Origin of the sequence: Clostridium chromiireducens, assembly GCF_002029255.1 — a bacterium.
GTDB classification, from domain to species: domain Bacteria; phylum Bacillota; class Clostridia; order Clostridiales; family Clostridiaceae; genus Clostridium; species Clostridium chromiireducens.
Window position 1 is genome coordinate 43,464 of sequence record NZ_MZGT01000006.1, and the last position, 14,569, is coordinate 58,032.

A 14,569-nucleotide genomic window follows, 5' to 3' on the forward strand; every position below is an offset into this window, starting at 1 on the left:
TCAGCTAGCTGATAGGATGCATCAGCATTTTTTGTTAACTCGTCATTCATATAAATATTACCTCTACTTACATTATATAATTATAGAAACAATTTAACCTGCTACTTTAATCATTCTAATAACTTAATCCCTATCAAATAACTGAATTAAATCATCCTTTGACAGGCTGCTAAGTAAACTGCTATTTTGAAGTTCTCCAGTAAGAATATCGTTAATGAGTTCTTTTTTATCTTCTTGAAGTAAAATAATCTTTTCTTCAATGGTTCCTTTCGCAATTAACCTAACTACCTCCACTATATCCTCTTGACCAATTCTGTGAGCTCTATCTGTAGCTTGATCCTCAACTGCTGGATTCCACCATGGATCAAAGTGAATGACTAAATTTGCTGAAGTTAAATTAAGCCCAGTGCCTCCAGCTTTTAGTGAGATTAAAAATACTTTTACAGATTCACTGCTATTAAACTCCTTTACAAGTTTAATTCTATCCTTAGGTCTCGTCTTTCCTTGCAAGTGAAAGAAGTTAATTTCCTCTTTATTTAAGCGTTCTCCGATTTTATCTAAGGCTGAAGTAAATTGTGAAAACAAAAGAACTTTATTACCAGAATCAATATGCTCTTTAATAAGCTCCACTGCTACTTCTAGTTTACCGCTTCCACCATTGTAATCTTCAATTATAAGTGAAGGGTCTAAGCATATTTGTCTAAGCTTAGTTAAATATGAAAGTATCTCAATTTTTCCATCTTTGTTATTCTTCATTGTTGTTCGTACCTTTTTTATATAGTTACTGTATATAGCCTTTTGAGAAACTGTCATTTCAACTAATAACTTCTTTTCTACTTTATCTGGCAATTCCTTCATTACCTCTTTTTTAGTCCTTCTTAAAATAAAAGGCTTTATTAACATCTTAAGACTTTCTAAATTATCTTCTCCTCTTGAAATGAATTTCTCTTGGAATGTTTCTTTAGAGTATAAATACCCTGGCATTACAAAATCAAATATAGACCAAAGTTCTGTCAAATTGTTTTCAATAGGGGTTCCCGTTAAGGCAAACCTTCTCTTGGCTTTGATTTCTTTTATAACTTTAGTGTTTTGAGCTAAAGAATTCTTTATGTTTTGTCCTTCATCAATGATACAGTAATCAAAGATAATATCTTCATAGTAATCTATGTCAAGTCTCAAGGTCCCATAAGTAGTTATAGCTACATCACAATCACTAATACTATTTATTGACTCAAGTCTTTGTGGTCCATGTACAATTAATACTTTTAAACTTGGCGCGAACTTTTCAAATTCTTCTTTCCAGTTATAAATTAATGAAGTTGGACAGACAATAAAAGCCTTTTTATTATTTTCAGAAAGCAAAAATGCAATACTTTGAATTGTCTTACCCAGTCCCATTTCATCTGCCAATATTCCACCAAATCCTAATTCACTTAGTGTCTTAAACCACTTAAAGCCTTTCATTTGGTATTCTCTAAGCTCTCCATTAAACGTATCTGGCAGAGCTATTTCACTACTATTTATATTAGCTAACTTATTTTCTATTTCCTCTAATTCATCAGAGCCTTTAATAACTCCTAACCCTTTATTCATTATATTTTCATATAAATATAATGCTTTACCTTTTTCTACTTTAACTCTTCCGTCTACTAAATTCTCACTAATATTTAATACTTCAAAAAGATTAAAAAAATTCCTTAAATTATCATCTTCAAAATCTAAAAAGTCATTATTTTTAGTTTTGTAGAATCTGCTTTTGTTCCTGTAAGCTTCAAATGCACTATTTAGCTCATTTATTTCTATGTTCCCTATACTATAAGAAAAATCGTAATTTTCCCCCACATCATATAAGTCTGCATTTATAGATTCTGAATTATATATTTTTTTATTGTTAAGTCCCTTACCTAAAGTGATTTTTCCTAAGGCTTGAATGCTATCATCTATACCTTTTAATATATTAAATAACTCTTCATCTCCCCCTATAAACATGAATCTATTCTTCATCTTTGTAAAGTTTCTTTTTTCCATTTCCAAAAGAAGCTTTTCTTCTTTTCTATAATCTCTTATAAACTTATCTTCTCTACTATTATCATTAAGTATATTAACTTTTCTGCTTCCATAGATTAAGATTACATCACAATAAATTTTTCCATCTTCTTTAAACACTAGAAATTCAGGTTTCAAAAAGTTAGATGCAAAATTTCTTAAGCCCTCTGAAATATTAATATTCTCTGTTATGCTGCTTAGAATTGAAATTAATTTTGTATAAATATTTATTTCTTTTCTATAAACAATTTCTCTATGGATCTTTAATTTTTCATGAAAAGTCATGTAAGCATCACTCTGAATTTTTGAAGGAAGGTAAAGTTCATTTTTAAAATAATAAACATCATTATTTGAATTTAACCGCATCGGAAGCTGCTTGTGAGTTGATAAAATCATTTGATTATTATCTTCTTTTAAGTTAAAAGTTATAGGCATATCCTTATGTAAAATTGGTACTGTAAACTCTATATGCTCAAACTTAAATTTGATTTTTCTATTCTCAACTACTTCTAAAAATACTCTTAAGTCATTTGGCTGAAGTATTAGCTTTTCACTTCTTGAAGCTGTCATCACTTCATAATATTCAGAGTCTTTTTCTGTTTTTCGAATAAGCCGAGTAGTTTCAGTATTTCCCCATATTTTATATTTCTCTATAGTGTTTTTTTCTGAATCTTCTCTTGCCTCATCCTTATCCTTTGATAGTAAACTAAAGAATTTATATGCAGTGGCAGTTATGTGACTGCACATTAGGGTGTATCCACTTGCAGCGAATTCTTTAAACTCATCACAAGAACAATTTGCTCCCTCAAGTTTTTTCTTCTGAATATCAATTTTAATGTGGGTATTAAACTCTTTGAGTTTGCTTTTATCCTTTACTCTCCCGTAAACATGATATATATTTTCAATTTTTTTACCTTTAAAATAGGTGACCAATCCCTTATTAAAAGAATCTTCCCCTTCTCTCTTCATGTGATTAGATACAGATTTAAATACTATTGATTTTAATTCATTTAGTTTCAAGAAATCACCCCTTTCAATTGTGTACCTCTGGTTAATCATTTTAAATTCATTTAGCAATTTAAGCCTTCTTATATTAATAACGTTTCTTTCATAGATTATATTATAGCATAGTGATTTCTATAACTTTGGTTAAATAAATAAACTACGAAGACCGCTCACCAACTACTCCTTCTCTCTTGCCTAAAGTTCTTTCACCACCTTCAATTAATTCAATAGTATAAAATCTACTTTAAGTTAAATAATAACCTTATATTATTAAGATGAGGAGGTAAAAAAATTGAATGAAGGCTTAGTCGTTTTAGTGCGTTCTATTATTGCATTCTTTTCTTTACTTATTTTCGCTAAGATACTAGGAAAACAACAAATTAGTCAATTAACATTCTTTGATTATGCTCTTGGAATAACAATTGGATCAATTGCCGCGACTCTTACTACGGACTTATCCAGCAGAGCATGGCCCCATTTTGTTGGACTTCTCACTTGGTGTTTACTTGGGTATTTAATGGAATATGTTACTGAAAAATGGAGATATGCCGCAAAATATATTGAAGGCGAACCTACAATTGTGATTATGAATGGCAAAATAATGGAAAATGCATTAAAAAAAATGAAATATACAGCCGCAGATCTTATGGGATTATTGAGAGTTAAGGATGTTTTTGATCTGTCCCAAGTAGATTTTGCGATTATTGAACCAAATGGCCAATTATCAGTTCTAAAGAAACCAGAATATGAACCTTTAACCCCTAAGGATATGAGTATTCTAAAAGCACCAAGCGGTATAAGTACTGAACTTATTTATGATGGAATTCTTATAAATGAAAATCTGAAACAACTTAATAAAACTGAAAAATGGCTAATGGCTCAACTGAAAATGCATGAGATTAAGGATGTTTCAGAAGTATTTATTGCAACCTTGACTCCTTCTGGCTCCTTATATATAGACAAGTATGATGATCATATGCTAAAAGCGACCGATATTGGTGATTATAAAGGACCATATTAAAGGAGGAAAATAATCGTGAGAAAATTATTAATAATATCTATACCTATAGTTGCACTAATTTCTTTTGTATTAATTATGCTCAGTGGCAGCTTTTTAAAAAAGTTCTCCGTAAAAAATGACAGCATCCCTGAATCGATACAATTAATTACTCAAGATATAGAATTAGAAAATTGGGAGAACGCTAATGAAAAAATAGAGAACTTATCAACTACATGGAAGACCTTCATTAAAAGAATTCAATTTAGTTCAGAGAGAGACGAAATAAATTCTTTAGATACAAGTATAGCTCGTCTTCGTGGCGCTATAGCTGCAAAGGATAAATCTGCCTCATTGATAGAATTAAGTGAGGCTTATGAGCATTGGGAAGGATTAGGCAAATAGATATTACACATAACTACATAATAAGAATTCAAGTAAATAAATATACTCTCATACCTATAAAATATAAATTTAATTAGGAATGGAAGTATATTTATTTATTTTTTGTTATCTATTATTTATTATACTGTGGTTCTTCTTGTTTTACAAAGTCAAGTCTTGATTGTATTGTTTGTGCTACATTATCCATTGTACTTGAAAGTTGATTAAACATTTGCTTTGCCTCTTGGTTATCTGTATCTAAAGAAAATGTCTTCATATCTGCAGCTAATCCTTTTGCACTAGCTAGTGCTGTTTCAAGTTTTGTTCCTGTTGGCATATAAAATTCCTCCTTTATATTTTTTAATCGACCACTATATTTTGTTCATAATCAATCTAAATATTCGATTTATTTATATTAAAATTATTCCTAAACTTCTTAATTTTTTATAATCTAAGAATTAAAATCAAGCTTATTGGATAAAGTAAATTAGTAAAATTTCAATAAATATTAAAGGAGACTTTTATATGACAGCGATATCTAAAGTAAAACAAACGTTAGCTACCTTAAAAGGGGCTGAAGCTACTTTAAGAATGTATTCATTGCAAGAACGTGATAAAGAAGCTAAGGATGCATTTAATACAGCATTTGAAGAAATAAGTAAAATTAAAACAGATTTAGAAAAAAGAGTAGGAACCATGGAGTTTGAGGAACCCCAATATAAGGGTAATTAAGTGAGGTGGAATATGAATACTTGGTCTATACTATTATTTAATTCAATAGTTTTATTTTTTTTAACGTTAGTTATATCAAAATATATGAAGAAAAAGACCTTAGCTAGAGCAACGCCCTTTGACCTAATTTCTTATGCTGTCATAGCTATTATTATTACTTTAATTTCTTTAAATCTTATCAATAATATTTATTTTGGATTAACTACACTGGCAGTTTGGTTTCTGATGCCTCTTATCCTAGATTATGCTTCCATGAGAAGCAAGTGGGTATATAATGCGTTACATGGCAAGGAAAGAGTATTAATTAAAAACGGTAAAGTAATGGAAGATAACTTATCTAAAGAAAGAATTACAGGACAAGAATTTTTGCAGGAACTGCGTTCTAAAAAAGCATTTAATTTAGCTGATGTTGAATTTGCTGTAATGGAAACTACCGGAGATATAAACGTAAACTTAAAAGCTGATAAGAAACCTGTTACTGCTTCTGATTTAGGAAAGCAGGTTGGATCAAAGACTGAACCACAAACAGTTATTTTGGATGGTAATATATTAAATGAAGGCCTTACTAATGCTGGGTTAAATCAAGGGTGGCTTACAACTCAATTAGAAATCAAAGGGGTCACCCTTGAGAATGTTTTTCTTGGTCAAGTGGATTCTTCTGGCGACTTATATATCGATCTTTTTGATGATTTAATACAAGTTCCTAAAACAGAAGTTAAAGAAATGTTATATGCCAGCATCGAAAAAACCCAAGCAGATCTTATGTCATTTTCTTTAGATAGTGACAATGAAGCTGCAAAAACTATGTATTCACAAAATGCTGAAAAACTAGAAAAAATCATAAAAAAATTAGAACCACATTTATTACGTTAGAAGGTGAAACCAATGTCAAACATGAAAAAGAAAAAAATGACCACTGCTCAGCAACAATATGATGCTTTGATAAGCAGTATTGAACCAAAAAGACCAATACTTAAGAATTGTATTAGGGCTTTTCTCGTAGGCGGAGCAATATGTTCAATTGGTCAAATATTACAGTGGTTTTTTATTAACTATTATAATTTTGACGAAAAGACATCAGTAGGTCCTACTTCCCTAATTTTAATCTTTTTTGCCGCCTTATTTACCGGCCTCGGAATTTATGATCATCTCAGCCAGTGGGCTGGTTCGGGAACTGCTGTCCCTATTACAGGATTTGCAAACTCCATAGCTTCTGCTTCAATCGAACATAAAAGTGAAGGTTTTGTGCTTGGAGTAGCGGGAAATATGTTCCAACTTGCTGGAGCAATTATTGTTTATGGAGTTTTTGCTGCTGTTGTAGTTGCTGCCATAAAAATGTCAATAATTTGGTTGGGGGCGATGTAAATGCTTAAGGGGCATCAATCCTGGATTTTTAATTCTAAACCTACAATATTAGCTTCAGCTGCCGTTGGTGGTCCTTTTGAGGGTAATGGAGCTTTAGCAAATGACTTTGATATAATTTGTGAAGATTTATGGTTAGGGCAAGATAGCTATGAAAAAGCAGAAAAAGCTCTACTTGAGCATGCTTGTGAGAGGGCTATACAAAAATCAAATATACAAAAAGAAGATATTAATTTTTTCTTTAGTGGAGACTTAATGAATCAAATCATTTCCAGCAGCTTTGCTGCAAGAACTTTAGGAATACCTTATTTAGGAATCTTTGGTGCTTGTTCTAGCTCCATGGAAAGTCTATCCTTAGCCGCTCAATTAATTGACAGCAAAGCTGCTAAATACGTTGTAGCAGCTGCCTGCAGTCATAATGCAGCTGCTGAAAAAACCTTTAGATATCCTACTGATTATGGGGTACAAAGACCTCCTACTGCACAGTGGACAGTAACTGGATCTGGAGCTGCAGTTCTCGCACAAAATGGAGATGGACCAAAAGTAACTTCTGCTACTATAGGAAGAGTAATAGACATGGGAGTTTCAGATCCCTATAATGTTGGAGCCGCTATGGCACCAGCAGCTGTAGATACCATTGAAGCTCATTTTAGAGATTTAAATATTGATGCAACTCATTATGATCTTATCGCTACTGGTGATTTAGGCAAAGTTGGTCACGAGCTTGCTAATGCTTTATTGGAAAAACACAGAATAAACATGCCAAGAGATATATTTACAGACTGCGGACTCTTAATCTACAAAGATGATCAACCAGCATTTTCTGGCGGCAGTGGTTGTGGTTGCTCTGCCAGTGTAACTTATGGACATCTACTTAATCGTATGCGAAGAGGAGAATTAAAGAAAATATTAATTGTTGCAACAGGTGCTTTAATGTCTCCTATATCCTTTCAACAAAAGGAAAGCATACCTTGTATTGCTCATGCTGTTTCTATAGAAATGTAAAAAGGAAGGTGAAAATCAAATTATGGAAAAATTAATTTTTGCATTTATCATAGGTGGTTTAATTTGCGTTATCGGTCAACTTATAACTGATATTTTAAAGGTTACGCCTGCCCACACAACTTGCACACTAGTTGTAATTGGTGCAATACTAGGTGGATTAGGTCTATATGATCCTTTAGTAAAATTCGCAGGTGCAGGCGCATTTGTACCTATAAGCAGCTTTGGAAATACCCTAGTTACAGCTGCTATAACTGATGCTGAACAAACCGGTTTTATAGGAATATTTACTGGTGTATTAAAGACCGTAAGTGTAGGAGTTTCTGCCGCAATAGTCTTTGGTTTTATTTCTGCCCTTGTGTTCAAACCAAAAGGTTGAGGTGCAGAATTCTAAAAAATAAGTTTCTAGGAATCATCAACAAGAAAAGCTTAGTGCGGGAACACTAAGCTTTTCCTATAACGTTTTAGTTGTTAGAGTTAATTATATTCCAATAAAATCTCTTCCTTAGCGTTCATACTCATACCAGTTCTAAAACTCACAATCTTATGATTGTTAGGTTCTGAAATTACCAGCATAGTAATATCATCTAGGCCTTTTTCTTTAATAAAGTTTCTGTCAAAGCTTAAAAGAAGATCACCTTTTTTTACTGCTTTTCCTTCTTCACAATGCAATTCAAAACCTTCTCCGTTTAAAGCTACAGTATCGATTCCTACATGAATTAAAAATTCCACTCCATCTTTCGTTCTAATACCAACAGCATGCTTACTTTCTTTCATAACTGCTGCTATAGTTCCATCACAAGGTGAATATATTTTTCCTTCACTTGGTTTAATAGCGATTCCTTCCCCCATCATTTTTTGTGAGAACATTTCATCATTAACCTTACTTAAGTCAATACTTACACCATCAGCAAAAGCATAAAATACTTTATTCTTATTTTTATTAAATAAATTTTTAAACATACATACCTCTACTTTAATTCCGGCCAATAGCCTTTATTAGCTTCAATAAGATCATCTAGTAATAATTTAGCGACTTTAGCACTTGGTATAGTCTTAGATAAAGTAAGTGCCTGCCATAATTTCAAATAACTATTTTCAATCCATGCTTCAACAACTAATTTTTCTACTGATACTTGTTGCTCCATTAATCCCTTTTGGAATTGTGGAATTTCTCCTTGTGCTAAAGGTTCTGGTCCATCACTTCCAACAATACATGGAACTTCTACCATAGCTGTAGGATCAAAATTAGATATTGCACCTTTATTTTCTACTATACATAACATTCTTTCGTGAGTATTATAAGCAATTGCTCTAGCTAAATCTACTATGAAAGTTGCATGAGCATCAATGTGGAATTCTCCACCTTTTGCTGTTCCTGCCTTTGTAATAGCACGTGCTGCATTAAATACATCTTTTTCTCTTCCATCCATTACTTCATTTGCTCTAGAGTATTCTGCATTAGAATGTTCTACAACATAATCAGGATATAAATAGTATTTTAAATAAGTATTAGGTAAAAATCTTGGATCTACTGCTAATAAATCTTTTGCTTTTTTATGAGTTTCCTGCCAGCTTGGATCTGTGTGTTGTGTCTCTACTTCTTTTACCGTTAAGTAGCCATTTTCTGCAACATAGGCTTTAATCCTATCCGTTAAATCATTACCTTGTTTATCCTTAACGCTAGTCCACCATCCAAAATGGTTTAATCCAAAGTATTTAACTTCTAAATCACTTGGTTCTAAATCTACAATACCAGCCATACGACGAAGAGTTCCAACCGGCATATCACAAATATTTAATACCTTTGAATTTGGTTTTAATCTGCGGCAAGCTTCAGCTACAATTGATGCCGGGTTAGAGTAATTTAACATCCAACAGTCTGGCGAATATTTTTCCATTAAATCTATTAATTCTAACATGCCTCCTATACTTCTCATTCCATAGGCAATTCCTCCTGGTCCACAGGTTTCTTGACCAAGTACTCCATATTTTAAAGGAATCTTTTCATCCTTCTCGCGCATTTCATATTTTCCAACACGTATATGAGCCATACAGAAGTCAACATCTGTAAATGCTTCTTTGGGATCTGTAGTATAAGAAAATTCAATATCTGGTGCATTTTCTTTTAATACAATATCTAAAGCTTCACCAATAACACTTTGACGATCACCGTCATTATCATATAATTTTAATTTTCTAATTGGAAAACGGTGTAGATTATCTAATAGCATCATAACTATTCCTGGAGTGAATGTGCTTCCGCCCCCTGCAATAACAATAGAATGTTTTTTCATATATATTACCTCTTTCCTTTAATTTATATTATTCTTCAAATATTTCTACGATTTATATTATTATTCTTCTACAATTCCTAGTGCTTCATCTACTATAGATCTTATTCTAGTTACATGTAATCCATAAATTACTTGAACATTTTCTCCTTTTTTAACTACTCCTGTGGCCCCTGTTCCCTTTAATGTGGCTTCATCAACTTTTGATGTATCATCAAGGATTAATCTTAATCTTGTAAAACAATTATCTACTTTTTTAATATTTTCTCTTCCGCCTAGGGCTTCTATTATTACAAGTGCTTCATTTCCTGCTCCAGCTTTGTTTGAATCACCTTGTTCCCCTGATACCTTTTCCTTGTAGTCCTGTTTAGTATAAAGTTTAACTTCCTCACTGCTGTCTTCTCTTCCAGTAGTCTTTAAGTTAAGTTTAACTATTAGGAATCTGAATACTACATAGTAAACTACAAATTGTGCAATACCTACTAAAATAAACATTGGCCAGCCTGTTTTTTCTATGCCCAATGGTAAGTTATAAAGTAAGAAATCTATAAATCCGTTAGGGCCTATCGCTCTTACATTTAATATATTTAAAGCCACCATTCCAAGTCCGCTTAATACTGCGTGCACTCCAAATAATATTGGTGCTGTGAATAAGAATGAAAATTCAATTGGTTCTGTAACACCTGCAATTAATGATGTTACTGCTGCTGGTATAAGTATTGCTTTAGCTTTCTTTTTCTTATCAGCATCAGCTGTATGATAAAGTGCTAAGCATGCTCCTATTAAACCAAACATTTTTGATAATCCTCTAGCATCCCATATAACTGTGCTTGATAAAACTTTAACTGAAGGGTCTGCTATTTGTGCAAAATAAATATTTCTTGATCCTTCTAAAACTTTACCTGCTACAGTTTCTACTCCTCCAAGTGGACTATATAAGAATGGAGTATAAACTAAGTGATGTAATCCTGTTGGAATTAGAAGTCTTTCTAACATTCCATACATAAATATTCCGAAGTTACCTGACTTTTGTATATAATATCCTAAACTTGATATTGCCCATTGTACCGATGGCCAAACATAAGAAAGTATTACTGCGAGTATAACTACTACTGGGATAAGTATTAAAAATACTAATCTTGAACCACCATATATTTGGAAAGCTCCATTAAATTCCGTTTTGCAATATTTGTTATGAAAATAAGCCACAACTATACCTAATATTATTCCTAGAAAAACTCCCATGTCTAAAACTTGAGTTCCAAGTACAACTGCTTGCCCCGAACCTCTTAACTGATCCGCTGGAACTAATCTCCCTGATAAGTTAAGGAAAATGTTCATAGCATTATTGAATATGAAATAAACTAAAACTGATGTAAAACCTGATTCTGCTTTTTTCTCTTTTGCAAGCCCTACAGCCAATCCTACACAGAATATAATTCCAAGATTTGATAAGATAGGGACTAAAGAACCTGAAAGTATTTTACCAAATCCAAATATTACGGCATTTTTTAGAAACGGTGCATATTCTGCCAATTTGGCATTTGTTAAGATATTTCCAAAGGCTATTAATATACCTACAATTGGAAGTATTAATACTGGAATGAACATAGCCTTAGAAAATCTCTGCATGCCATTCATAATTTTATCCTTCATAATTTCCACCTCTTATTAATAATTTATTATGTCTTTGTCATAGGCTCATTATATATACGTTTTCATTTAATTGAAATAGATTTCAAGCATTAAGAAACCTGTTAGCATAAAAGATAACAGGTTTCTCAAATTAACTATTTATTCTCTTTTTTTGTTTCTTCATAATATCTATAAATTAAGTATTCCATAAACATAAGCATATTTGCAAAAAACGAATTAGGCAATACATTGCTGTCGTCCAATTTATGCATATCAACTATCTTAAAGGAAATGTTTGAAAGAGCTGAAATACTGTTTTCCACTTCCTTCGTAAATGAAACTATCACTGTATTTTTCTTCTTTGCTACTTGAACCTTATCTAATACTTCTTTAGTCTCTCCAGATTTTGATATTACTATTAGTGTTTCCATATCTTCTAGATTATTTTCAAAACTGCCCTTAGAATCTATCAATATGCTCTTTACCCCTATACCCAGCAGTTTTTTATTAAAGTATTCTCCAGCAATTTCAGAATAGCCTCTTGCATAAATAAAAATATACTTACGTGTCCCACTTGCTAGTATCTCTATAAATCTTTTAACATGTTCCTCCTCTATATATTTACATAAAAAATTAATATCCGTGCCTATTAATGCTTCTGATTTTTCTATAATTCCTGTATTACCAGCATCAATTAGAGGCGTTATATTATATATCATATCAATGAATCCTGTGAAACCTAATTTCTTCGAAAGTCTCATAATTGTTGATGTAGATGTATAGTTTGCTGCAGCAACTCCTCTGACTCCAATATCCATAACAATATTAATATTATTAATTATATATTCCAGTACCTGTTCTTCTATAGGTGTAATTTTCTTATTATTGACTATCTTACTTAAATCAACTTTCATCCTCTAATCATCCTCTAATCATATATGGATTTCTATAAATAATTTACTAATAGTATTGTAATATATAACTATAGTATTAATCAACTTGCCCATTAAATGCTCCAAAGTCAATTTTACGGACACAATGTCCTCTCCTAGCTTAATATTGGTATATTATATCTTCTATTGATTCCTTACATATTGAGACCGCTTTATCTATTTCTTCTTCGTTAATAATTAGTGGAGGATTAAAATATAGCACATTACCTAAAGGTCTTAGGATCAAGCCTTTATTTAATGCCCTTTTATATACTTCGTATCCTATCCTAAGCTCGGAATCATAACCTTCTTTTGTCTTCTTATCTTTTACAAGTTCCATTGCATTAATGAGTCCAATGCTTCTGATTTCACCTATGTTTTGATGTTCTAGCAATGCATCTTTTAACTTATTATTTAAATAATCTGCTCGTACATTTGCTTTTTCCAATATAGCTTCTTCCCTTAATATCTTTTGAACTGCTAAAGCTGCAGAACAACCGAGGGGATTTCCGCTATAGGTATGACTATGCATAAAAGCTTTTCCTTTATTGTAATCATCATAAAATGCATTATAGATTTCATCTGTTGTAATTGTTATTGCCATAGGCATATAGCCCCCTGTTAATCCTTTTGATACACACATAATATCTGGGCTGACATTTGCATGATCAAAAGCAAACATTTTTCCTGTCCTTCCAAAACCGGTGGCAATTTCATCTGCAATAAGAATCACCTTATATTCATCACATATTTTCCTCAATTTTTTTAAATATATAGGTGGATATATTCTCATTCCAGCACTTCCCTGTAATAGTGGTTCAATAATTATTGCACAAGTCTCCTCACCGTATTTATTAAAGGATTTTTCTGCATGCTCAAAACATTCAGCATTACAACACTCTCTTGTTTTACCATAAGGACATCTATAGCAGTCTGGAGCCTCCACATGAATTGTATCCATTAACATAAGCTTATAAATTTTCGCATACAAATCCATACTTCCAACAGATAATGCTCCAATAGTCTCTCCATGATATCCTTCACTTAAGCACATAAATTTTGTTTTCTTTTTATTTCCCATCTGATATTGATATTGAAAGCTCATTTTTAAAGCAGATTCAACAGAAGCAGAACCATTATCCGAGAAGTTAAATTTCGTAAGACCTTCAGGAATTATTTTACTTAGCTCTTCACAAAGTTTTATTGCTGGTTCATGAGAAAAGTTAGCAAAAATAACGTGTTCTAAATTATCAAGCTGATTTTTAATATATTCATTTATTGTAGGATTGCAGTGTCCAAGTAGATTACACCACCATGAACTTACAATATCAATATATTCCTTGCCGTCTTTATCATATAAATAAATCCCTTTTCCATGATCAATTATAATTGATTTCAGTTTTTCATAATCTTTCATCTGTGAACATGGGTGCCATATATATTTTAAATCTTTTTCTACTAAGTTCATTTTCATTCTCTTTTCTATTTTAAAATTTACTCAAAGACTCCTAATAGTTTTTTAATACTAATGTTTAAATCTTTTTCATTCTCTTTTACCGTTGCTATTACTGGAATTTTAGTAATTGCCTCTATCATTTTTTTATTATCTTTATGAAGCATATTATTTTCATTATAGTTATTTAATATAATTCCTTTTATTGATATATTTCTAATCTTTAAATATTCCACAGTGATAGCCACATGATTAATTGTTCCAATTCCTGCATCTGCAATAATTAAAGTTGAAAGACCTAGCTCTTTTATTATATCTTCAAGCATGATCTTTTTATGGTCATATCTTATAGGACACACTATTCCTCCGCTGCCCTCCATAACTAAATAATCATACTTTGATGAAGCATTATTAAAATCTTCAACAACTTTCTTCATTTCAACTGGGTTTCCTTCTATCTGAGCCGCTAAGTGCGGTGATACAGCTTCTTTATATACGTATGATACAAGGTTATCTGTATTTTCATTAATATTTGCAATTCTTTTTACATAGCAGGCATCGCCTGGGATTAATCCATTTTCTGTGATCTCAGCCCCACTTAGTGCTGCTTTATAGTAACCTCCATTATAACCAGACTCTTTTAATTTTTTAACTATAAGCGCTGTTACAAACGTCTTTCCTATATCAGTTCCTGTTGCAGTAATAAAAATCTTCTTACTCACTCTAA

15 protein-coding genes are annotated in these 14,569 nt (G+C 31.8%); 7 read left to right on the top strand and 8 right to left on the bottom strand.

All coding sequences use genetic code 11. The features are described 5' to 3' along the window. Positions 1-123: 123 nt before the first annotated feature. On the bottom strand, positions 124-3,066 hold the full coding sequence (locus tag CLCHR_RS02900) for a DEAD/DEAH box helicase (RefSeq protein ID WP_079438184.1): 2,943 nt from the start codon (positions 3,064-3,066) through the stop codon (positions 124-126). Between the two features lie 277 nt (positions 3,067-3,343). Here CLCHR_RS02900 and CLCHR_RS02905 point away from each other — a divergent pair, with 277 nt between their 5' ends. Further along, positions 3,344-4,072, top strand: a complete 729-nt coding sequence (locus CLCHR_RS02905) for a DUF421 domain-containing protein (RefSeq protein WP_079438185.1) — start codon at positions 3,344-3,346, stop codon at positions 4,070-4,072. 15 nt (positions 4,073-4,087) lie between these two features. Next, positions 4,088-4,453, top strand: coding sequence for a DUF4363 family protein (locus CLCHR_RS02910; RefSeq protein WP_079438186.1), 366 nt, complete (start codon positions 4,088-4,090; stop codon positions 4,451-4,453). 112 nt (positions 4,454-4,565) lie between these two features. Here the strand turns inward: CLCHR_RS02910 and CLCHR_RS02915 are convergent, their stop codons facing one another. After that, positions 4,566-4,769, bottom strand: a complete 204-nt coding sequence (locus tag CLCHR_RS02915; protein WP_079438187.1) for a DUF1657 domain-containing protein — start codon at positions 4,767-4,769, stop codon at positions 4,566-4,568. 188 nt (positions 4,770-4,957) lie between these two features. On the opposite strand from CLCHR_RS02915, the gene CLCHR_RS02920 reads away from it, so the two are divergent. From CLCHR_RS02920 to spoVAE, 5 genes are read left to right on the top strand one after another with little or no spacing between them, the layout of a single operon-like run. Further along, positions 4,958-5,164 (top strand): DUF1657 domain-containing protein, encoded by a 207-nt coding sequence (locus CLCHR_RS02920; RefSeq protein WP_079438188.1) that lies wholly within the window; start codon positions 4,958-4,960, stop codon positions 5,162-5,164. 12 nt (positions 5,165-5,176) lie between these two features. Continuing rightward, complete coding sequence (locus CLCHR_RS02925; protein WP_079438189.1) at positions 5,177-6,037, top strand: DUF421 domain-containing protein; 861 nt, start codon at positions 5,177-5,179, stop codon at positions 6,035-6,037. A 12-nt stretch (positions 6,038-6,049) separates the two neighbouring features. Beyond that, entirely contained in the window at positions 6,050-6,529 is a 480-nt protein-coding gene (gene spoVAC, locus CLCHR_RS02930; RefSeq protein WP_079438190.1) for a stage V sporulation protein AC, read from the top strand. After that, positions 6,530-7,531 carry a stage V sporulation protein AD gene (gene spoVAD, locus CLCHR_RS02935; RefSeq protein ID WP_079438191.1) on the top strand — a complete coding sequence of 334 codons (1,002 nt, stop codon included), beginning with the start codon at positions 6,530-6,532 and terminating at the stop codon, positions 7,529-7,531. A gap of 22 nt (positions 7,532-7,553) precedes the next feature. Next, a complete protein-coding gene (gene spoVAE, locus CLCHR_RS02940; protein WP_079438192.1) occupies positions 7,554-7,907 on the top strand; it encodes a stage V sporulation protein AE in 354 nt (117 codons plus the stop codon). Between the two features lie 98 nt (positions 7,908-8,005). On the opposite strand, the gene CLCHR_RS02945 is transcribed toward spoVAE, so the two are convergent. The 6 genes from CLCHR_RS02945 to bioD all read right to left on the bottom strand — a co-directional run bounded on the left by CLCHR_RS02945 (position 8,006) and on the right by bioD (position 14,564). Beyond that, positions 8,006-8,491 (bottom strand): PTS sugar transporter subunit IIA, encoded by a 486-nt coding sequence (locus CLCHR_RS02945; protein WP_079438193.1) that lies wholly within the window; start codon positions 8,489-8,491, stop codon positions 8,006-8,008. A gap of 8 nt (positions 8,492-8,499) precedes the next feature. Continuing rightward, positions 8,500-9,825 (bottom strand): 6-phospho-alpha-glucosidase, encoded by a 1,326-nt coding sequence (locus tag CLCHR_RS02950; protein ID WP_079438194.1) that lies wholly within the window; start codon positions 9,823-9,825, stop codon positions 8,500-8,502. Positions 9,826-9,885: 60 nt separating this feature from the next. After that, positions 9,886-11,478, bottom strand: a complete 1,593-nt coding sequence (locus tag CLCHR_RS02955) for a PTS transporter subunit EIIC (RefSeq protein ID WP_079438195.1) — start codon at positions 11,476-11,478, stop codon at positions 9,886-9,888. A gap of 134 nt (positions 11,479-11,612) precedes the next feature. Next, on the bottom strand, positions 11,613-12,371 hold the full coding sequence (locus tag CLCHR_RS02960) for a MurR/RpiR family transcriptional regulator (RefSeq protein ID WP_079438196.1): 759 nt from the start codon (positions 12,369-12,371) through the stop codon (positions 11,613-11,615). A gap of 139 nt (positions 12,372-12,510) precedes the next feature. Then, positions 12,511-13,857, bottom strand: a complete 1,347-nt coding sequence (gene bioA, locus CLCHR_RS02965) for an adenosylmethionine--8-amino-7-oxononanoate transaminase (protein ID WP_079438197.1) — start codon at positions 13,855-13,857, stop codon at positions 12,511-12,513. A 26-nt stretch (positions 13,858-13,883) separates the two neighbouring features. Continuing rightward, positions 13,884-14,564 carry a dethiobiotin synthase gene (gene bioD / locus CLCHR_RS02970; RefSeq protein ID WP_079438198.1) on the bottom strand — a complete coding sequence of 227 codons (681 nt, stop codon included), beginning with the start codon at positions 14,562-14,564 and terminating at the stop codon, positions 13,884-13,886. Between the last annotated feature and the right edge of the window lie 5 nt (positions 14,565-14,569).

What these genes read in the sequence shown, in the direction of transcription:
- CLCHR_RS02915 (WP_079438187.1), bottom strand. Translation starts at nt 4,769, where the DNA reads ATGCCAACAGGAACAAAACTTGAAACAGCACTAGCTAGTGCAAAAGGA.
- spoVAE (WP_079438192.1), top strand. Translation starts at nt 7,554, where the DNA reads ATGGAAAAATTAATTTTTGCATTTATCATAGGTGGTTTAATTTGCGTT.
- spoVAD (WP_079438191.1), top strand. Translation starts at nt 6,530, where the DNA reads ATGCTTAAGGGGCATCAATCCTGGATTTTTAATTCTAAACCTACAATA.
- CLCHR_RS02955 (WP_079438195.1), bottom strand. Translation starts at nt 11,478, where the DNA reads ATGAAGGATAAAATTATGAATGGCATGCAGAGATTTTCTAAGGCTATG.
- CLCHR_RS02945 (WP_079438193.1), bottom strand. Translation starts at nt 8,491, where the DNA reads ATGTTTAAAAATTTATTTAATAAAAATAAGAATAAAGTATTTTATGCT.
- CLCHR_RS02950 (WP_079438194.1), bottom strand. Translation starts at nt 9,825, where the DNA reads ATGAAAAAACATTCTATTGTTATTGCAGGGGGCGGAAGCACATTCACT.
- CLCHR_RS02960 (WP_079438196.1), bottom strand. Translation starts at nt 12,371, where the DNA reads ATGAAAGTTGATTTAAGTAAGATAGTCAATAATAAGAAAATTACACCT.
- spoVAC (WP_079438190.1), top strand. Translation starts at nt 6,050, where the DNA reads ATGTCAAACATGAAAAAGAAAAAAATGACCACTGCTCAGCAACAATAT.
- bioA (WP_079438197.1), bottom strand. Translation starts at nt 13,857, where the DNA reads ATGAACTTAGTAGAAAAAGATTTAAAATATATATGGCACCCATGTTCA.
- CLCHR_RS02925 (WP_079438189.1), top strand. Translation starts at nt 5,177, where the DNA reads ATGAATACTTGGTCTATACTATTATTTAATTCAATAGTTTTATTTTTT.
- CLCHR_RS02920 (WP_079438188.1), top strand. Translation starts at nt 4,958, where the DNA reads ATGACAGCGATATCTAAAGTAAAACAAACGTTAGCTACCTTAAAAGGG.